The organism is uncultured Ruminococcus sp., assembly GCF_946415235.1.
In the GTDB taxonomy this organism is placed as follows: Bacteria; Bacillota; Clostridia; order Oscillospirales; family Ruminococcaceae; genus Ruminococcus.
The window spans coordinates 1-21741 of the sequence record NZ_CAMKRR010000023.1; the positions used below are offsets into that span (position 1 = coordinate 1).

Below are 21741 nucleotides of genomic sequence, written 5' to 3' on the forward strand. Positions count from 1 at the left end.
GGCAGCTGCACTGCTGTCAAAGGTCCTTGAGCGCCGTAAGGAAAGCGAAGAATAATAAGAAATGTGTACTCAATAACCGCCGTAAGGCGGTTATTGCCCCGAACTGCGATCAGTGGGCACAAATCATGTATAAAGCAAGGAATTTGTGCGCCGCATTTCTCAGTTGCTGGGCTGAAATGAATAAGAAATGGGCTCTGTTTTTGTGACAGAGCTCATTTTTATATCCGGGAGCCGTTCATTTGGTTGGCAAATAATATACATACATTACAAACTGTATATTATGTTTGCCTTGCAGATGAAACAGAAGCAGTCTTATATGTGCATACTGCTGAAAGATTTAGATAAAATGTTAAGATTAAATAGAAATGTTGACAGATGGGATGAAATGGTATATAATATAATTGTAAACAAAAGGTATAACACAAAGCTAATTAAGAAAATTCCTTCTTTCTCATAAATTCCTCCATTTTTAGGTTTGAGCTTTCCTAACCGCTTCGATGAATTCCTTACAGCCGTAGTAAAGAATTCGTTGTAAAGATCAAAGGCTCATCAACCTCCAGTTTGATGCACCGTCGGGTTGCCGCCGACGGTGCAGAGATCGGAAACTGGGAACATTAAATTGACAGCTTGCTCATATTCTATACCTCAACCCGTCGAGCTTATGCTCGGCGGGTTATTTTTAACGGAAGGTTATCACCGAGTGTATATTATACATCTATGACCGAAAAAAATGAAAATATACCATACCGAAAGTAGATTGCGGCTTGTTGTTTACCTTTTGTAAATAATTACTGCTTTTTTGTTAGAATTAATAGTTATTTCATTGACATTGCACTGTAATTATGGTATAATAAAACAAATAAGAGTAAAATATTGGAAAAGGGGGCGGAAGCTGTGGCTACTAAAAACACAAAAGCAACGGTTGACGGTTTACGCGCTGTTGAACTGAACTATCGTTCAATAAGGGATATTTCAAGCGGTCAGACTGCTTTCCTGCAAACGAGAACCATGCTGAATTCACCGAATTTAGGCGTTCTTACCCCTGATATCTACAGAGATGTCGCCGAGATGACCAATCAGGCGGATCAGCTCTTCCGTCTGGAACTGATACAGGCGCTTGAGGCAAATAACACCTTTTACGAGCGCGAAATAAACTTCAACTGGCTGTCAGTATATCTGCCTGTGCGTCTGCTGCGCGAGAAGCGCACGATAAGGTTCGCTTCCGATTATGCCGCGCGGTATCAGGTGCCGACAAGCAGGATATGCTTTGAGCTGTCGGAAAAGCTGCTTACGGAAAATGATGAGCAGGTGCCTGTAACGATACAGTCGATGCGAAATCTCGGCTTCCATTTCATGCTCACGAATTTCGGAGGAACATCATGCCCTATGATGAGGCTTTCCGATTATCCTGTGGATTTTGTCATGCTTAGTCCCGAGGTAGCAAATTACATAGGAAGGGGAGAACGCTCCGACAACGCGGTTAGGTCTATCATATCATTTGTCAACGATATCGGCTCTGAACCCGTGGCGGACGGCGTTTTCAACAGCCATCAGGCTGAGATGCTCTATTCGTTCGAGTGCTCTTACTGTGCGGGAAATCTTTCGGGAAAGTATATGACCGAAAGGTACATAAAGAGAAAATCGGACAGCTGAAAATACGCAAAAAAAGTACGGACAGTATTCGTCCGGCTAATATATAAGGATTGGAGAGTTCACTGTGGATGAGAAATTGATTGATGTCCTTGAACTCAGAAGAACCGCAAAAGAGGTCAAGCGTCATGTCGTCCTTATGAGGATACTGGGGCTTCTTATGATAATACTGATACTTATCATAGCTGTGGCTTATGCCATATCCTATTTCTATGACAAGTTCGGAAGCTTTACCGTAAAGGTCAACAAGTACGACATGGTGCATCAGGGGCTTTCCTTATCGGAGACCCCCGAATATGACAGGTCGATCGCAGTGCTGAATGCCAATATCGTTTATGATATGACCAATATAAGCGGAAACGATCTGCCCGAGAATATAGACAAGGTGAACGGCAGCCATAACGGTGATAACTTCATAGCCTACACCTTCTACCTTATTAATTCGGGTGACGATACGCTTTCCTACACGGGAGAAATGGTCATTGAGAATGTCACCAAAAAGGTGGACGAAGCCGTCAGGGTGGCGGTCTATAAGAACGGTGAAAAGACCGTTTACGGCAAGACAAAATCCAACGGCGGAGGCAAGGAAAGCGACTGCGACAGCGAGTTTCTTACATCGAGTATAGTCATGAAGACCACTACGGAGGGCTTCAAGGCAAGGGACAAGGATAAATATACCGTTGTTATATGGCTTGAGGGAAACGATCCCGACTGCATTGACGAAATAATCGGCGGTACACTGAAGCTCGGAATGAACTTCAAAATAACTGAATCTACTTAATTATCAGCATTAAAGGAGTAAATCACAATGAAAAAGGTACTTAGAATAGGAGCAAACGTGATCGCATGGATAGTACTTATATTTGCGCTTCTTGTAACGATCATAGTTTTTTCATCAGGCAGAAACAACGGTGTGGCAAATCTCTTCGGATACATTCCGATGACTGTTGAATCAGACTCTATGAAGCCTACGTTCAGCAGGAACGATCTCATAATCTGCAAGGAGATCGACGACCTCAACAGCCTTAAGGAGGGCGACGTTATCACCTTCTGGACTGTCATTGACGGCAGAAGAGTCAAGAATACCCATAGGATCGTCAGCATCAACGACGGCGACGGTGCAAGAAGCTTTATCACACGAGGCGACAACAACCCTGTTGACGATACTTCACCTGCATATGCAGGCGACATCATCGCCAAATGGAACAATATAAAGATAGCAGGCGTCGGAAAGTTCATGAATTTCCTTCGTACAAAGAAGGGCTTCTTCATATGCATACTTATCCCGATGGCAATATTCTTCCTGTTTGAGCTCTACAAGTTCATCGTTACACTCATCGAGGTGAAGCGTCCCGAGCCTGCCGAGCAGCTTGACGAGGAAGAGATCAAGCGCCGTGCTATCGAGGAGTACCTCGCAAGCAAGGGCGGAGCAGCAGAAAATGCGGCAGGAGCTGCTGCCGAGAAGGCAGAGGAAATAAAGGAAAAGGCTGCCGGGGTGCTTGAAGAAAAAGCAGAGGAAATAAAGGAAAAAACTGCCGCAGCACTTGAAGAAAAGGCAGAGGATATAAAAGAAAAGATCTCCGGAAAAGCAGAAGAGATCAAGGAAGAGACAGCAGAAAAGCTTTCGTAAAAACGCAGTAAACTTATGACGAAGCCGAGATGTTCGGCAAAGGTCCGCGTGATATTACGGACCTGCGGAGAATATTATGAATGAATTTCTAAAATGGTTTTTTGCATTTATTTCTGAAATGCTGAAAGGCTATGCGGACATCGGCAGAGGCTTTGCCCACGGTGTCAAGCAGATATTCAACATAAAAAATTACATAGATATATTCAAGGAACATTCTCAGAATTACGGTGCTCTCAGCTGGGTGCTCTCGATACTGGCTGTGATCCTTGTAATAGCGGTCTACGTTCTTCTTGCGATGCTCATTTTCTTTGGTATACGCAAGTATGTCCGCTTCAGACATTCCATCGTCAGCAACGAGGATCTCCTCGAGGAGATCGCGGAGCTCCAGCGCAAGGTCATGAAGATGGCAAAGGAAAAGGACGAGATAATGGCTATGAAGGTAGCTCAGATGGGACTTCCCGCAGGCTCAGCTGCATTGTCGTTTGCAGGTGAGGGCGGTACTGCTGCCGAGGGCGAGGGCGGAGAGGCTCAGCCGCAGGTGGTGGAGAGCGGTGTCGTTCAGACTACGGAGCATCGTTTCTCAAAGCTCATCGAGGTGGACGCTTTCTACAAGACCTATTCGCCGCCTGAGTATGACAATGAGATCGACCTTGTTGGCATATGTGATAATTTCAGAAATTTTGCGTGCTCAAGAATGCATCTGTACTATGAACCAAAGATCATACGCCTTTTCCTTGCGGGTATGGCTTCCACGAAGCTCATTATCCTTCAGGGTATATCCGGTACAGGTAAGACTTCACTCCCGTACTCCTTCGGTAAATTCCTTCAGGTAGATACGACTATTGCTTCCGTACAGCCTTCATGGCGTGACAGAACGGAGCTTTTCGGATACTTCAACGAATTCACGAAGAACTTCAACGAGACCGAGGTGCTCAAGAGGATCTATTCATCAGGCTATAACAACGACATTAACCTTATACTTCTTGATGAGATGAACATCGCCCGTGTCGAGTACTACTTCGCGGAAATGCTCTCTATCCTCGAAATGCCAAACGCTGACGAGTGGGAGCTGGACATAGTCCCGAACGTATGGAGCACCGACCCTGAGAACCTTGACAAGGGCAAGATACGCATCCCACAGAATATATGGTATATCGGAACCGCGAACAACGATGACTCAACATTCGCTATCTCCGATAAGGTTTACGACCGTGCCCAGCCTATAAACCTTGACGCCAAGGGCGTTGCCTTTGACGCTCCCGATACGCCTCCCATGAATCTGGGCTTCGATCACCTCGATCAGCTGTTCAGGGAAGCCTTCGACAAGTACCCCATATCACAGGAAAATCTCAAGAAGATACAGCAGCTTGACCTATGGGTAATTGAAAAGCTGAGAGTTGCCTTCGGTAACCGTATCCTCAAGCAGATGAACCTCTTTGTGCCCGTATACGTAGCCTGCGGCGGCGACGAGCTCGACGGCATAGACTATATACTGGCAACAAAGATATTCCGTAAATTTGAATCTCTCAATCTCGCCATGCTGAGAGAAGAGCTTCGTGAGCTTTGTGCCTACATGACCAAGACATTTGGCAAGAATAAAATGAACGAATCCATAGCTTATCTCGAAAGACTGCAGAAGCTGTTCTGATTCGTAAAAAAGCAGGTGAGGACAAGTGAACGACTTATACAGCAAGTGGTACAGTGAGTTTTCCATACTTACTGAGGTATTCGGCAGTGATGAGTTATACAATGCGCTTGATTCCCTGCTGATTTCCGGCCGCAATACATTTGCCTTCAACCGTAAGCTTATGGAGAAGGCGATAGACGTATCGTGGGTAGAGGCTATAGAGAACGGTATCACTCATGTGGATAATTTCCTGCGAAGTCCCCGTAAGACCATCGAGGACGTAGAGGAGATAGTCCCTATAGCGTTGTCGAGAAAGACCACCATTGAATCGGTCAAGCACCTCGCACAGCACACAGACCTTATCCAGAGCGTTGACAAAAAGACGGGAAAGATAACCCCGTCGAAGATACTCAACATACACAAGGAAGAGAGTCTGTTTACCTACGAGAACAAATTTGTAAATACTCTTATCGACAGATTGTACATCTTCATAAATACCCGCTATGAGAAGCTTGCACAGGTATCGAAGGACGAGGAGGTCTATACCCTCGGCTACGATACGGCAATAGACGACGGCGCGGGCGGAAAGATGAAGATAGAAGTAAAGATAGAAACTATCGACAATCTTGAATCTACCGACTCCAACGGATTTACCGTCTGGCAGAGAGTCGAAAAGCTGAAAACGGCTATCGAGGGCTATAAGGGCTCGGTCCTTTGCAGAACTCTCGGAAATACCTACATACGTCCGCCTGTAATGCGTACCAACGCCATTATGAAGAACGTGGACCTCAAAGCCTGCCTGACACTATGGCAGTACATCGAGAGCTACGACAAGGTGGGCTATGAGATAAATGTTGAAAACACGGCGATGCAGCCCCAGGAGGACTACGTCAATGACTTCTACAAGCTGGTGATACTTAATCTGCTGCTCTTCCGTTCGTACAATAACGTGGACAGCCTCGATAAGATGAAGCAGCTCAAGTCTCAGACGGGCAAGCCCTTAGCGCCGAAGTTCCTGAAGAAATTCGACAAGACGCTGGCTGCGGACTACAGTGTTTCATCCGAGACAACGGCTGGATATATAGCTGCGGACGGCGATTTCCGACTTGAAAAGGGACTTCCCGAAAATCTTACGGAGATGTTCAAGGAGCTCGAAGCCGTAATAAAGCTGGAAAACGAGTATCTTGCCAAGCTCGAGAGCGAACGCGCCGAGGAGGAAAAGCGGCGTCAGGAAGAAGAGGCAAGACTCGCCGAGATGCAGCGCATCGAGGAAGCAAGGCAGGCAGAGCTGGAGCGTATCCGCATAGCCAAGGAGGAAGAGGAACGCCGTGTTCAGGAGATGCTGGAGCAGAAACGCGCCGAGCAGGAAGCAGAGGAACGCGAGCGTCAGCGCCTCGAAGCAGAGCGCCTTGCAAGGCTTGAGGAGATCCGTAAGCGCGAAGAGGAAGCCCGCCTGAAACGCGAGGAAGAGGAAAGGCTTGCTGCCGAGCGTGAGGAGATACGCCGCAACAAGGAGCTTGCAAGAAACGAGCTCGGTGAAGCTGAGGGTATCGATGAGGAAGCCATGCATAAAGAGCCTGATGAAGCAGAGCTTGAAAAGCAGGCTTACGAGGAAGTCACCGAAGAAGAGATCGAGGAGGTCAAGGCAGAGCTTGAAGCCAATGAGGAAGGCGAAGCCTTTGAGGATCCGAGAGCTGTTGCGGCAAGAAAAAAGCTGGAACAGCAGCGGCGTGAAAAGGAACGCGCCGAAGCGGAACGCGCTCAGCGTCTTAAGGCTGACAGACAGCGTTTCGAGAACAAACCTTTCAGGGAGATATACCGCGAATATTCGTGGAATCCGATATATGTCCTTATCAGACTGATAAGGCATCTGCTTGCGGTGGTATTCGGCATCATACCGAAGGATACCGACGATCCGCGATATAAAAAGCTCCTTGCAGCCAAACAGGCGAAGATGGAAGAAAAGGAGCACGAAAAGCAGGAAAGAAAGGATATGGAGGTCTACTACAGGAAGTACGGTCAGGCAGCCAAGTACAGGATAATGCGATTTATCGGCGATGTGAAGTTCAAGCGCAGGAAGCGCAAGGCTGATAAGAACAAGCCGAAGCCTGCATATACTCCCCCTGTGAGAACTCCCGAGGAGCAGCTTGCAATAGACAAGGAAATGAAGCGTCTCTATAAAGAGTACCATGTCAGTGCGTTTGAAAGAATGCGCCGTGCTGTTGAGACGCGGCGGAAGGAAAAGGCAGAGCTCGAAAAGAGCATACGCGAAAGCGAAGAGAGCCTTGAAGCTATGGACAGCAGCCCTGAGGAGAGCGAAGAGGACAACTCCGGAAGAATATCCAATATAATAGTTGCGGTGATAACTGCAATAGCGCTTGCGTTCGTTATATACGTCATGGTATGCTCCGCAAGGGGAAAGGCTGTGAACGTATTCGGCAAGAGTATTCTGCGTGTCGTTACAGGAAGTATGGAGCCTTCCATATATACGGGCGAGTACATAATCGTTGAAAAGACAGATGTCAGCTCACTTTCCGAGGGCGATATCATCTCGTTCTACTCGGATCAGAGCGATATACGCGGACTTCTTGTCACTCACAGGATAGTGGGAAAGAACAGCGACGGAAGCTTTATCACAAGGGGCGACGCCAATCCCGTTGACGACAGCACGGCGGCGGATCCTGACAAAATAGTTGGCAAATACAAGGGCAAGGCGAGGTTCTTTATATGGCTGAACTCCTTTGTGGACGCAAAAAAGCTGCTTTTGCTGCTGGTGGTCGTGACCATGACCTGCATATCGCTGTATGAAGCAAAGACAGTGGTAAAGATAGGCATGGAAGCCGCCGCGAAGGAAAAGCTCACTCCCGAGGAGAAGCACGAGGCTGCAATGCGGGAGGCTATCGAAAAGGAGAAACGCAGGCTGGAAGAGATAGGCTACAGTCCCGAAAACGAGGTGAATACGAGTGAATCAAGAGAAGCTGATGAAAAGGAGAATGATTAGTGCGATCGTTCTGTTCCTGATAACATTTGTGGCACTGCTCGTGTTCATAGCTCTGTACATGGACGAAGTCAAGCGTGTACAGGAGACATACAAATTGCAGTATCGTACAGGTCTGAATGATGTCATCACCGACATAGAATCGTATAAGAATGCCGAGGGCGATCTTGAACTGAGGTATATGCGTATCGTAAGCGATATGAGCGGTGCAGATGCTTTTGCGTTCCTTATAGAAGACCTTGACGAAGAAAAAAAGATCATAAATGAAGTGAGTACCTGCCTTATAAAGTACCCCGAACAGATGAAGGAGAAGCTTGACGAGCTTGAAACAGCTGTCAATGATATCCTTGATGATCTTGATAAGGGCTACGACGAGGCAAGGGAACTTGTGGATTCGATAAACAAGCAAGGCTATTGATGCAGAGGAGGTTTTATCATGGGCGAAAAAAGACGTCTGAAAAAAGAAATAAAGCTCTGCATGAGCACCATAAAGGAGATAGAGAGAAAGCGTTCGCGTTCGCAGTCGGCACTGGTACAGGCGATACTGCTTCAGGAACAGCCTGACGAAACGGATGTAGAGTGGTTCAATAAGTATACGGGCGAGATAACCGCCTGCCGTAACCACATGATAGAGCTTCAGAAGAAGCTGCGCTCTCTCGGCTGACAATAAAATATGAGCAGGCTCCCGAAAGCAGAGTGAAACTGCTCTCGGGAGCCCTTTTGCTTAATATTGTATGTAAATATGATTAGATTATTGACAGGAAAGCTCTTTTGAGGTATAATTTCAGTAACAGCTTCGTCGTTATGATACAGAGAGGGTGATGATATGCAGGATAATGAAATGGCGATTGATGATGCTCCCGTCAAGCCCGTACAGACTGTCTCCGAGGAGGATGAACAGCTGAGAAAGAAAAGGGAAGCGGAAGAAAAGGTCGCAAAGATGTTTGCAAGCGCAAAAACTCCCGATAAACGCGGTAAGAAAAAGGGCAGCAGCATGACCTGCAGCGATGTTCCCATCGCTTCAAAGGCTGTTTTGCAGAAGACTTCTGCAAAGACGGAAGATATAAGACCGATAATTGAAAAAAAGCAGATAAGCGCCGCTTCTTTGGTAGAAGCTTCGGCTGCTGCCGAGAAGGAGGAAAAGCTCAAAGCAGCGGAAGAAAAGATCGGGAAAATGTTTGCCGACGCAAGCATAAGTGACAAACGGGATATCAAGAGCCTGTGCAGCCTTCCCGCTGCGGAAACTGCCGAACAGCAGGAAAAAAACAGGAAAGCAGAAGCAAAGCTTGAAGAGCTTTTTTCGGCTGCGGAAGCTGAAAAGAACAGCTTGCAGAAGGACAGCTTTTCCTCTTTGGTAATGGAGGTAGTGATACTTGAGGCTGTTTCGCTGGTGCTCTTCTTTATTACCATGCATTTTGAAATGGATGTCCTTTCACTTTTCGCTGTATTGCTGCCTGTTATCGCGGGCATCGGCTATAGAGTTTTGAAGCATCAGCTCTCTCTTCTTGAAGCAGTATCGAAGTGTAAGCTGCATATAGCTGTGACTGTTTTCTTCTTCATATGCATCATAGCTTCTGTATGAGCTGTAAAAAGGACTGTTTTGCAATAATTCTCATTTATAAATGAAAAAAGCAAGCCTGTAAACCGCATAATGCGGTCTACAGGCTTTTTCCATTGTAAGCAGTACGAAACAGATAACTTTCATGCGCGGAGAAAAACTACCGCATAATTAATGTTAGCGAGTTTACGAGCGACTGCGTGAACTGCGCGCGCCCGCTCGTTGAAGTGTTATCTATAAAAATTTGATGATAGTGCTGTAAGCGATATATTAGTAACGGTCACAAAAAAGTAAGCGAGCCTGCGAGCGTCAAAGTGGTCGGGCGCACAGGCTCTGTGCTGGTGGAGGCGAGGGGAATTGAAGAGACCCAAAGCACTTTTTGTAATTTGTGCTATTTCGAGTAATTGCCTGTATCACGCAGTTTCAGAGCAATTCGTTTAATATCATTTTTACTGATTTTTGGCGATTTTTTGCCACAATAAGTAACAAATAAAGAACAAAAATCTAAAGCAACGTACCTTTCCAAAAAATATTTTTTTCGCAATTCAATAATTCTTATAAAGATTACTCTACTATTAAACATTGAATGAAAGAGTTAGTCTCCAGTATATTTACTCAAAAACGGTGTAAAAGCCTCTTTGAATGCGATAACCAAATCTATAGTTTTATTCATGAGATCATTGTAATTGCTTTGGTCATTAAAAATGAGTTTAGGAATATAAGTGTAAATGGCAGATGCTTTTTTATTGTCAAGCTTGTCCCATTCAAGATTAACCTTAGCAGCAGATTCAATTGCCGCCTTGTTCTCAAAGAAATAATCAAACATATCCTTACTGTTATCAATCCACAAACCTACTCTAATTCTGTGCTCCTTATGAACCAAATCAATGGAAATATGGCATTTTGATGAGCCAACAGCTACAGTGTACCAATGGTCGGTAGATGGTTTGTGCTTATTAAAAGGTTTTCCACGCTCGTCAATGAGATCGTTAAACTTTGTCCAGAAATCAAGGCGGTGCTTTTGGCGTTCGTTAAGCTCTCCTTTTTCTGCAAGAGCTTTTACGTTCTTGACAAAGTCATTCGGTTGTTCAATTATCTTGAACATTGGTGCAGGAGCAGAATCGCCAATTTTATAAGCGTGAATCTCTATCAGGAAGAATGATACATTGTCATCTGTGTGATTATTCAGCCATTCTATAGCACTGGCATGTTCGTCTCTCGCATTAGCTACTATCCAAACTACGACACTTGCATCAAGTCCAGATGCGTAAGTTATTATCTTTCCAAGATGATCATGGTTTGTCTGTTCAAGCTGATGTTTTGTTGTTGCCCTAACCTTAAATCTCTTGATTTGTCGAATTTTAAAACTAATAAAGTTGTAACAATGCATGATATGTCTGCTGGTTGTTGGGCTCTTGAAGAACTTGATCTCAGCAGCTTTGATACAACAAATGTTCAGGGAATGGGACGAATGTTCACAAACTGTTCCAACCTTAAATCAGTTAATTTAAGTAGCTTTGACACAAGTAAAGTTACTAATATGGGCTATATGTTTTACTATTGTTCAAGCTTAGAAGCACTGAATTTGAATAATTTTGATACAAGTAATGTTACTGGTATGGAGTATATGTTCAGTAATTGCTCAAGTTTAAAATCTCTTGATCTAAGTAGTTTTGATACAAGTAATGTTAAAAACATGGATCATATGTTTACTAGTTGTTCAAGGTTGGCAGTCAATGTGATATTACGGTATATGACTTATATGAAGTTTCTCAAAAAACAGATGGTATATGGACAATACAGTTAATGTAATTGATTAAAATGGTAGCTGTTTTTGAATCCCCCAAAAAAGCGATTATAGGAAACTATAATCGCTTTTTGCTCAATTAATAATGAAAAAGGATGGTGTAAACATGAGAAATATAAAACTATCTAATAAGATATTTTACATTTACTTAAACACAAATGTGCTGAGAATATACACTTACCTTTGTATTCCTCTATCAGATTTTTATATCGAACCATAATGATAAAGCATATTTTAAATGATACATAAGAGCTTTTGAGCAATCAAAGGCTCTTTTATTTTTACCTGAAAGGACTGATTATATGAAGTTAGTAATTGCAGAAAAGCCAAGTGTCGTCATGGCACTGGCGAAAGCTCTCGGTATTACCGGGAAGAAAAACGGATACGTTGAGGGTGATGACTACATCGTATCATGGTGTGTCGGACATCTTGTGGGACTAGCAAATAAGGATAGCTACGACGAGAAGTATAAGAAATGGAACATCGACGATCTACCGATAATCCCAGAAAACTGGATCTTTGATATATCTCCCGACAAGGAGGAACAATTTAGTATTCTTCGTTCCTTGATGAATGACAGTATGGTTACTGAAATAGTTAACGCCTGTGATGCAGGTCGTGAAGGTGAACTCATATTTCGTCTGGTTTACAACAAGGCAGGCTGTCAGAAACCTATAAAACGTCTATGGATATCGTCAATGGAAGAAAAGGCTATACTCGACGGATTTGCTGATCTGAAGGACAGTAAGGATTATGATAATCTCTATAATTCTGCACTATGCCGTGCTAAGGCAGACTGGATAGTCGGTATTAACACGACCAGACTTTTCTCCTGCCTTTACAACAGAACACTTAACGTTGGAAGAGTACAGACTCCGACACTGGCAATGATTTGTGAGCGTGAAAATGGGATAGCAAACTTCCGGAAAGAAAAATATTTCAATGTTCATATCAAAGAGTATGGACTTGATGCTGTAGCTTAATGACATTACTGCCGTTACGGGGCTTTTTTGTTGTTATGATAATAAAAGTAACAGACTCTGCTATAAACAGAGCCTGTTACCATTTTACATTTTTCTGGGAATAACTATATGTTTACTGCTCTTCTTTTTTACTGCGGTTATTTCTGGAAGCTATAACTGCATACAGCCCAATTCCAATCAGCATGAATGCCCCAAAAACAAATAGTAGATTTATCATTGAGTTGTTACCTGTCTGAGGCAGAGAAACAACTTCTCCTGCAGAATTTGTACCTTCAGCTGTCTCAGGGTCAATTGTATAAATATCAAGAATATTGCCCTCCTTGTCCTTCATCTTTATCTCGTATTTATCATCTGCTACAGATACTTCAGTGCTTTCGACCCTTTTAATTGTTCTGCCCTGATAATCCCAAACAGCCCAGTTACAGATCATGTTTGCGTAATTGCTGTTTTCAATTTCCTTGACATTAACAACCAGTACTGCTTCTTTTCCGTTCTTATCAATTGCTGTAATTTTTGTTGAACCGGAAGAAACTGCTTTTATAACACCATTATTATCTACTGTTGCTATACTTGAATCAGCAGAAGTAAATGAAACAATTTCCTTATTTCCGGTAATTCTAAATGTTCGTTCTTCTTCAAGTTCAATGCTTTCTTCATTAAGCATCAGATCTGCATATATATTACTGATATCTGCTGAGTATTCATTTATTCCGGTTCCTGTATAATCTGCTGCTTTATTATTTATGATCAGTTTGAGTTCTGTAGAACTGCTGAAGTCACCCTTGATCACAAACTTGTCAGTATACTTATCATCCTTGGAGTATAGCTGCGGCTCAACACTGATATCTCCATTGCAGCCATTAACAGCAACGGATTCACCGTTAATAGTAGAAATATCCATTACCTTGTTGAATTCAACATTTATTGTGTTTTCGTCAAGACTAAAGCCCTTAACGGCAGGAGCACCGGTATTAAGCAGATTAAAATCAAGATCAAATTTTGGAGGAGCTACTTCAAATTCTTCGCTCTTTATTAAATCGAAGCCTTCTTTTTCACATGTAACATAGTACCTTCCCTCAGGAACATCCCATGCGTATGAACCTGCTTCATCAGTAACAAGAGGATTCTTCTGGTCGTAGTCCTCTGCATTCCATTTTTCCCAGGCGCCGGTATCTTCGTTCAGCATATAACAGGTAACGATTGCACCGCTGACTGTCTTTGATCTTATACCCTCATAAACGATTCCTGAAGGATCAAGAATGAAATTTACTTTTGCATCCGCACCATATTCATTATCCCAGCCTTCCCAATTTTCATCTAAGGGTTCTAATTTAGGTTTATCACTTTCAAATTGTTTATCCAGAACATCAGGAACTAACTCGTCCATTCCATCTAAAATCGGAACCAAAAGCTCTTTGGGACCATGTACCTTTTTAAGCCAAAACTTATTCCATGATTCCCAAACTTTATATGAATTTTTTAAGTTGTCAACTTTCTTCTTTTGTTGATCTGCGACTTTATTACCTGTACTTGCAGGTTCTTCACTGCTATCTTCTTCCGTCAATCCTTCTAATTCATCGTTAAGCTCATCTACCTGATCAATAACATTCTTAACATCATCGTCAGTAACAAAAAAGTGCAAAAACTGATCTTTTATATTTTCTATTGCAGACTTGTTAGCTTTCTCGGCAGCTTTTTCACCCACACTTTTTTCATCATCACTATCCTCGTATCCATCAGATAAAGAAGTATAAGATGACAGTATCAGTTCTTTTGAAGAATGAAGATGTTTTACGATATCTCTGTTATTTTTTACTTCTGTAAACTGTTCTCTGTCCTTTTCAGCATCCGCTTGTATATTTATATATGCAGGAACACTTCCGTCATCAGCGATAACAACTTGTGAGAAGACAACATAATCTGTCAGAGAATAGTTATTTCTGCCGGCATTTGAATATGCTTCATTTACTTTTTTAAATAAAAGCTTATCAAAAAACGCAGAATCGTTTTCCTTGATCTCATTATAACGAATTGTTTTTGAATATATCGAGAATGTCACACCATCAGATACTTTTTTCTTACTCAACTTTTCATAGCCATATTTTTCAGGAGCAAGTATAATGTCTTTTGCTTTTATTTCCTCGTTGTTTATTTTTATCGAATCTGAACTGAAACAATAACAATCTGTCAAAATATCGCCATCATTGTTTTTAAGACTACTAATAGCACTGTTATCATCGATCTCGATAACTTCATTTTCTGCGTCTTCCATATTAAGATTATCAAAAAACTCATCTATCTCTGCTTCATCTATAATATCTTTTGTTTTTTCAAATATAATGATATTAAGTGATCCTGGAACGTAATTATGATTTGTTTCGTCAAAATACTGATCCTCAGGAGTTATCCAAAAACCTCCTTTTTCGTCATATTTCGCAATCAGGTATTTCGACTCAGAACCTTTTTGGCTTTTTACTAAAATAGTAGAGATTCTCTCGGAGTGGTTAGCCTTGATTCTGAACTGTATATTGCCGGCAGGGTAAAACTGAACAACAGATCTTTCTCCCTTTGTAAATGCACCCGTAATATCAAGTGTCTCCATATAAGCGTTTGTATCCGAAGGTGCATGGGTACAATAAATCATCTCCACCTTGCTTATTGAAGGTTTTTCATCAGAATAAACTACGCGGATTTCGTCAGTCTTTGAAATTCCGCATACTGCATAAATAGTGTACTCATTGGAATCATTCTTCTCAGGCAGAGATATTTCTGCTACATATTTGCCTGTATACTCATTTGCAACAGTATCCCCAGCAAGCTTTTCGTCAACATATATCTTAACTTTTTTGCCGGGCTCCGCAATACCATAGACATTACAATTCAGGCTACTTACGTTGCTTTGTGCAGAAATTGTTATCTCAGGAACAGTAAGAGATATTATCGGAAGCCTCTGTGTCCAACTGTAATTATGTGAATAAAAGCTTATCCTTGGATTTATGGTATATGCGTCAGCGTTATATGCTTCTATTCTTGCAGAGAAACGAAGAGTTCCGGCAGACTTTGTAAGGCTTACAAGATTTGTGTTATTTCCAACGAATGTAGCCTTATTATCAGCTGAATCTGTTGACACTGAGCTTTCAATCAGCATTAATCCATCAGGCAGAGGAAGTTCAAATCTTACATCTGAATTCTCGCTGCTATTTATGCCTGAGCTTATCCAGTCATTAAGATCATATTTTATGCTGAAATTTGCTGCTCCGCCAACGATGCTGGTAGCTGTGCTTACATTCACAACAGGTGTAGCATTGTGAAACACAGTCGCTCTTTCATCATTCAGCGAGCTGCATCCTGCAAAAGCATATTCAGCGAACTTAAAGAATCCTGCCTTCTGACCAAGATCAGACAGACTGATACAGTTTTCAAAAGCGTTATTTCTTACCTCATCAATATTCTTTGGAAGTATGGCACTTGTAAGGGAATTGCAATCCTTGAATGATCTGCTGCAGATAACAGAAATTCCGTCCGGAATATCAATTTCTTTAAGCGATAAACAGTTTTCAAACGCTGCATCGCCTATTGTAGTAACCGTTTCAGGAAGATCAATCTTTTCAATTGAAACGCAGTTCATAAATGAAACTACGCCAATTGTTTGAAGAGAAGAAGGCAGCTTAACTTCCTTCAGAGAGATATCATCTGTAAACAAGCCACTGTTATGTGAACAGCAAAGTTCTTTTATACTATCAGGCAGAGATACTTTTTCTAATGTATCACAGCTTCCAAATGCACCTCCGCCGAGTTGCTTAACAGATTCCGGTACACTGATCTCTTTAATGTTATCACAGTTATAAAAGCATTCCTCTCCTATTTCAACGGTATTTTCAGGTATTGATATTGAAGAGAGATTAATACAATCCTCAAATGCTGCTTCTCCTAAATAAACTATACTGTCATGAAGTTTTATCGAAGGGAGTGCGTAACAGCAACTGAATGTACCATTCTCAACCCTTGTAACAGCATCAGGGATATTAACTTCTTCAAGTGAAATGCATTCGCTGAACGCAAAAGCGCCTAATTTATTTACATTCTCAGGAATAGAAATGCTCTTTAATAAATCGCAGCCTGAAAATGTATAGTCTCCGATCTCAACAAGCTCTTCCGGAAAAGCTACCTGCTCAAGCGCAGAACAGTTTGTGAACATACCGACGCCGTTCTTTGAGTTAAGTACTGTTATCTCTTTAGGCAGCTTTGCTTTGGAAAGCTTTTCGCAGTTTGCAAAAATACCATATCCAAGAGAAGTAACTGTATCAGGTATTTCAATACTTTCAAGGCCGCTTCCTGCAAATGCCATATTACCTATAGCAGTTACTGTTTCAGGTATACTGAAATCTATGAGCGAAATACATTGTGAAAAAGAATTCTTACCGATATAATCTATATTATTCAGTTTTATATCTGATAGTTTAGTACAGCCGCTGAATGTATTATCTTCTATTCGTGATATAGAATTAGGAATAGTAATAGATTTAAGACTGCTACAGCCTGAAAAAGCTCCATCCTGGATGCTTATTACGCTTTCAGGGATATCAATCAAAGTAAGTGAGCTGCAACCGTTGAATGCATCATGGTTTATCCTTTTTATGCTTTCAGGTATCTTTATTGATGTGATTTTTACATTGCCGGAAAATGCTGCATAACCGATTTCTGTTACAGATAATCCGCCAAGTGTTTCAGGTATATTGACTTCAGTCTCTTCACCGGTATAGCTGTCAATAACTGCATTTCCGCCCGAAATATAGTATTTATATCCGTTTTCTTCAGCCATTGACGCAGTTCTTAAAGAAATGCTTTTAGTAGTTTCAGTGTATGATAATGTTGGCAAAATTACCGAATTGTCTAATAATGATGTTCCCGATGATACAATGTCGGCGTTTTTTACTGAATCTTCCGGAACAAAATCAATGATACCATTGATTACTGCTTCAGCATCAACAGAACTTACATCATCCAATGAAAGATCAATATTTGATGATTCAGCAGAAATTCCCTGAACAATTGCAGGGAGAGAAGAATTTGCACATAGTACTGTCATCACAAGTGTACTACTGATCATAGATTTGCATAGTTTACTAAAACTTCTCATAATCTGACTCCTTTTACATTATTTGATAATGCGGAATAAACAAACGTATTTTGAACATGGTACTATAAAACATTATCATCTCCCATCATATATAGTTTTTGATTTCAAACAGCAAAGAACAAATACCAGATTCAACACACAATGTCCTTATTTAAATATAAATGCATTACTCAATATATTATAAATTAAACTTTTTCTGATGTCTAATCTTTTTTTGTTAAAATTATCACATTATTATTTGATGCTTAAAGAACTTTAAGTAATACCACATATAAATAATATTCAACTTTTCTCGCATATAAAAAAATATACCATATCATACATAATAAAAAGCAGTCATAAGACTGCTTTTTTAAGTTACAATATGCTCTAATGCAAATAGTTACAAATGTCACACATGAAGTGACAAATGACATCTTAATAAACGACTGTAATAGTGATAGAATGATATCATACCAAACAGATAAAAAGTGTCATGCGCAGGGCACTTTTAAATAACAAATAACTGTATTTTTTTACGGAGGGCGTGATGCAGAGAAGGCTTTCAGCAAAACATACAGAGTATTATCAGGTTCAGTCATAAAATCAACCTATGAAAATATTATTGCAAAGGAGAGATCAATATGAGTATGTACGATCTTATCGGTCAGTATCCAGATAATAAGGATTTGCAGGGGTTAGCCACAGAGTTTCAAGGAGTATGCCATGATAACGAGAACTGGTATTTTACTCAGAATGGATATCTATGGAAATTCCCTCGCACAACTAATTTCTATAATGGCTTTTATACATCTGAGGATGTAAGAATTGACAAAAATAACAACGTCAATGTATTACGTAGGCCTTCTAAAATATTCAAACGTGCATCAGAAGGGGAAAATATGCATTTGGGAGATATCGATTATTATAAGGGATATATTTTTGTTCCTCTTGAAAACAAAAATAACGGAACAAGATCTGTCAGAATATACAGAGCAAGTGATCTGGTACTTATAAACGAACAGCGCATCAAGAGATATGATGGCAAATACTTTACTGCTCTGGCATGGCTTGCTATAAATCCTAATAATGGATTGCTCTATACTTCCGATCATAATATAAGCCAGTTTGAACTTAAGGGTGCTGAAGAAGGACGTTCTGTGGGACTACAGGTCTACACAATAGGCGATGTTACAAAGCCTAATCCGTTAAAAATACATTCTGTGGCTGACATATACGATTCACAGATGAAGCCGGTTGATATCATGTATACTCAGGGAGGCTGCTTCGACGAAGAAAATCATATATATATCGTCAACGGAGACGCAAGGGGAACTCATGCCAATGAAAACGGTGGTATTTCGGTATTCAAGGTATCTTCATGTCCTTCAAAGGACGCTCATGACAAGCTTACAAGACTTGACCATTCAACACAAAGAGGTCATTTCCGTTATCAGTTTGACGGCCTATGGAACGAGCCCGAAGGTATTACATACTGGGATGTGGATAAATTCATATCAAATAAAACCCCAGGCATTCAAGGACAATTGCACGCAATAGTTTTAAATAACGGAATCACTGACAAAATATGTTTTAAACATTACCGTTGTACATGGCTTCCTTTGCCGGGAAATGTCAAAATAACGAAATATGCCGATCTGCCTAACCAAACTATCGAAATAGAACTGGTCAATATGAGAGTCAATACCACAGTACAGTGGCAACGCAGCACAGACAAGGTAAACTGGACAGATTTTCGCACACCGTTTAGTTTGAAATATACTACAACCAATGAAGATAAGAACCATTATGTCCGTGCAAAGGTCACAGCTGACGGTTACACTGGTGCTCGTTATTCAGAGGCTTGCTTTATAAACCCCGAGAGAATTAGCGGTTATGTAAGAATTGTAGGCGATAACAAAGAGTCATACGCTGGCAGTGGGATAGTAAAGGGGGCTGGAGATATTCTCGAGCTCAAACTGATAAATACCCCTCCAAAAATATGGGTAGAATGGGAGAGAAGTAGAGATAAGAAGACATGGACCTTCGTAGAAAGAATAAGCGACGCATATTGTGGCGATTATTATTCGAAAGCCAGTGATGAACAGTATTACTTCCGTGCAAAAGTCGGCGCATACGGCGGATCAGGATATGGAGGTGTACTTTACTCTAACGAATGTCACATTATCAAAAAACTGAGTGGCAAGATATCTTATACATCATCGATTTGCTGCGGAAATCCCATAAGTACAGGACTGAGTGGAGAAATCAGCAAACTTCCGAAAGAGATTCTCCATTATCACTGGGAATTAAAAACCTTGATAGATGATACCTGGATACCTATTCCGTATGAATATAAACATACTTTTACTCCGCAAGAGGAGTATAAAGGACAACACATTCATTTAAGGATAGATGCGGACGGTTATGCAGGCTCAGTTTGTTCGGATGAAGCTGTTGTAAATCCGATGCCAGAACTTACAGGAGGTATCGAATTTACGTCATATATAGTTGAATGCGGAAAAGAAGTTAAAACCAGGCTTATCGGAAATGTTCAACGGGTTCAGTCAAACAAATTGCATTATCAATGGCAGATAAACAGCAGCTCAAATAATAATGTTGACGAAAAGGACTTTGCAGATATACCTAATGAGAATAAAAGTACCTATATTCCTAAAATTACTGATGCAGGCAAGGTTATCCGCGTTGTGCTGACGGCAGACGGCAGAAAAGGAGATATTAAAAGTATTGGAGTAAGAGTCAGCAGGCCACAAAATCCACAAACTGTTACTGTTCCACAATTGGCTGTTAAAAGTCCGTATACAACAATAGAAGTAATAAACGCAAAGGCTGATCAGGAATATGTTATTTCTGATTCAGCATCAGCACCTGAGAACTGGGATAAAGCAACATATCCATTAAAAGACGGTTCTTTAAGCTTAAATTGTCAGCGAGGCGTTACCGTCTATGTGCATACGAGATTCAAAGTTTCTTCATCTCAGGCAGATGAAAATAAAAGTACATATAATTCAGCATATATCCCCGATCCTAATTATCTTAACAATTTGACTCTGAATTATAACTCAACAGAATTAAAGTTCGGAGATGTATTAAAACTTGAGGTTTCACCTTATCCCGAGGATTTCAAGAGCTGGAATGATTCATGCACAGTCAAGTGGTTTATAAATGGCTATGGTGTGGTATTATATGCAGATTATGAATGTACAAAACCAATAACCCTGAGTACACCGATATCTGACAAAACAGTTTATGTCAAGTGTACAGCAAAATGTGACTCTGTTACTGTAGGAGTCGAAAAACAGGTTGGTTTATCAAGCATTTATGTTGCTAATTGTTTAATCAGAATCAAATAGGAGCCTCTGAAAAAAATCACTGCAGGCTCACTCTATGGGGCTCGATAAAACTTTTGGGAGCAGCTTAATAGGCTGCTCCCATTTTGAGTTTATAATAACTATCCGACAAAGGAACCACTAGTGAACAGAGACAGAAATCCCAATTATCAGTATTTCTCTGTGTGTTGTAATATAAAAAATGACTTTGATTCCTGACAATACAAATACTATTTCCTCTACCACAGAGAAAACTGAGTGCAAAGGCGACACTAACTGTGGCGGTCAAATAGATATAGCAGATGCGGTACTTATTATGCAGGCCCTTGCAAATCCTAATAAATATGGTTTAGACGGTACAGCAGAGCATGCAGTACATTTACATTCCAAACTTGAAAAAGCATGGGAATGATGAAAGAAGCAGGGGCTACGGAGGAGCTGAAAGCGAAAGATCAGATGGCATGGGTTGGATTAGTGAACAACCTGAAAGCGTCGATAGAGGAACAGCTCCTGAGCGAATTGATCTACATTTAACAGATAATACAGTACACGAAGCAGTATCGGAAGATAATTCTGATACTGCTTTTTCTGTTCTTGAAGAAGCCAAAAGTCGTATAAGCGAATACATTGACAAGGAATTCGGAAATGAAGCCGATTTCTCGGATCTTTCAAATGTATCGCTTGCATTTACTACTGACGAAGACAGTTTTACTCCGATAGAAGTGTATGCTGACCTTGTGGAATACAGGATAGTCACCTTATATGATGATAAGGATGTAGCTCAAATATTAGGATATAGAGACACATCTGATGCATTAAAAAAGCACGTCGATGATGATAAGCTGAGTCGGCGTTTTGCCGACTCAGGTCAGAATCATATTATGTATATCATAAACGAGTCTGGCTTATATACAGAAAGCTCCTAAAAGCAAAAATGAACAAATAGTGTAGATGAGTGTTAAATGCCTCCGTTCCATTTTACGATTATTATATTTAAGCTCTTTAATTCTTGACAGTAC

General features: G+C 41.2%; 13 protein-coding genes and 2 pseudogenes. 13 read left to right on the forward strand and 2 right to left on the reverse strand.

Annotated elements, in window-relative coordinates; genetic code table 11:
• The first annotated feature begins 894 nt into the window (after positions 1-894).
• The 8 genes from Q0R37_RS06715 to Q0R37_RS06750 all read left to right on the forward strand — a co-directional run bounded on the left by Q0R37_RS06715 (position 895) and on the right by Q0R37_RS06750 (position 9487).
• The gene (locus Q0R37_RS06715) at positions 895-1653 is read left to right on the forward strand and encodes an EAL domain-containing protein (RefSeq protein ID WP_294752695.1); all 759 of its coding nucleotides are present in this window, start codon (positions 895-897) and stop codon (positions 1651-1653) included.
• A 64-nt stretch (positions 1654-1717) separates the two neighbouring features.
• Positions 1718-2431 (forward strand): hypothetical protein, encoded by a 714-nt coding sequence (locus Q0R37_RS06720; protein WP_294752697.1) that lies wholly within the window; start codon positions 1718-1720, stop codon positions 2429-2431.
• 27 nt (positions 2432-2458) lie between these two features.
• Positions 2459-3280: a signal peptidase I gene (locus Q0R37_RS06725; RefSeq protein ID WP_294752699.1), complete on the forward strand. Its 822-nt coding sequence runs from the start codon at positions 2459-2461 to the stop codon at positions 3278-3280.
• A 76-nt stretch (positions 3281-3356) separates the two neighbouring features.
• On the forward strand, positions 3357-4928 hold the full coding sequence (locus tag Q0R37_RS06730; protein WP_294752701.1) for a hypothetical protein: 1572 nt from the start codon (positions 3357-3359) through the stop codon (positions 4926-4928).
• A gap of 25 nt (positions 4929-4953) precedes the next feature.
• Positions 4954-7908, forward strand: coding sequence for a signal peptidase I (locus Q0R37_RS06735; protein ID WP_294752703.1), 2955 nt, complete (start codon positions 4954-4956; stop codon positions 7906-7908).
• Positions 7889-8323, forward strand: a complete 435-nt coding sequence (locus tag Q0R37_RS06740; RefSeq protein WP_294752705.1) for a hypothetical protein — start codon at positions 7889-7891, stop codon at positions 8321-8323. The genes Q0R37_RS06735 and Q0R37_RS06740 overlap by 20 nt, the downstream gene beginning before the upstream one ends.
• A gap of 18 nt (positions 8324-8341) precedes the next feature.
• Entirely contained in the window at positions 8342-8569 is a 228-nt protein-coding gene (locus tag Q0R37_RS06745) for a hypothetical protein (RefSeq protein WP_173458339.1), read from the forward strand.
• A gap of 162 nt (positions 8570-8731) precedes the next feature.
• Entirely contained in the window at positions 8732-9487 is a 756-nt protein-coding gene (locus Q0R37_RS06750; RefSeq protein ID WP_294752709.1) for a hypothetical protein, read from the forward strand.
• 571 nt (positions 9488-10058) lie between these two features.
• On the opposite strand, the gene Q0R37_RS06755 is transcribed toward Q0R37_RS06750, so the two are convergent.
• Positions 10059-10853, reverse strand: coding sequence for a DUF4268 domain-containing protein (locus tag Q0R37_RS06755; protein ID WP_294752711.1), 795 nt, complete (start codon positions 10851-10853; stop codon positions 10059-10061).
• Between Q0R37_RS06755 and Q0R37_RS15635 the strand changes: the two genes are divergently transcribed.
• A complete protein-coding gene (locus tag Q0R37_RS15635; protein ID WP_366517403.1) occupies positions 10779-11270 on the forward strand; it encodes a BspA family leucine-rich repeat surface protein in 492 nt (163 codons plus the stop codon). The genes Q0R37_RS06755 and Q0R37_RS15635 overlap by 75 nt on opposite strands.
• Before the next feature lie 302 nt (positions 11271-11572).
• Positions 11573-12223: pseudogene (locus tag Q0R37_RS06760) on the forward strand (DNA topoisomerase); the annotation flags it as partial.
• 142 nt (positions 12224-12365) lie between these two features.
• Here Q0R37_RS06760 and Q0R37_RS06765 read toward each other — a convergent pair.
• Positions 12366-17393, reverse strand: coding sequence for a leucine-rich repeat protein (locus Q0R37_RS06765; RefSeq protein WP_294752713.1), 5028 nt, complete (start codon positions 17391-17393; stop codon positions 12366-12368).
• A 623-nt stretch (positions 17394-18016) separates the two neighbouring features.
• Here Q0R37_RS06765 and Q0R37_RS06770 point away from each other — a divergent pair.
• From Q0R37_RS06770 to Q0R37_RS06780, 3 genes and pseudogenes are all read left to right on the forward strand, one after another.
• Positions 18017-20746 carry a hypothetical protein gene (locus Q0R37_RS06770; RefSeq protein ID WP_294752714.1) on the forward strand — a complete coding sequence of 910 codons (2730 nt, stop codon included), beginning with the start codon at positions 18017-18019 and terminating at the stop codon, positions 20744-20746.
• Positions 20747-21107: 361 nt separating this feature from the next.
• Positions 21108-21256, forward strand: a pseudogene (locus tag Q0R37_RS06775) (TnpV protein); the annotation flags it as partial.
• 203 nt (positions 21257-21459) lie between these two features.
• The gene (locus Q0R37_RS06780) at positions 21460-21648 is read left to right on the forward strand and encodes a BRO family protein (protein WP_294752729.1); all 189 of its coding nucleotides are present in this window, start codon (positions 21460-21462) and stop codon (positions 21646-21648) included.
• Positions 21649-21741 lie beyond the last annotated feature (93 nt).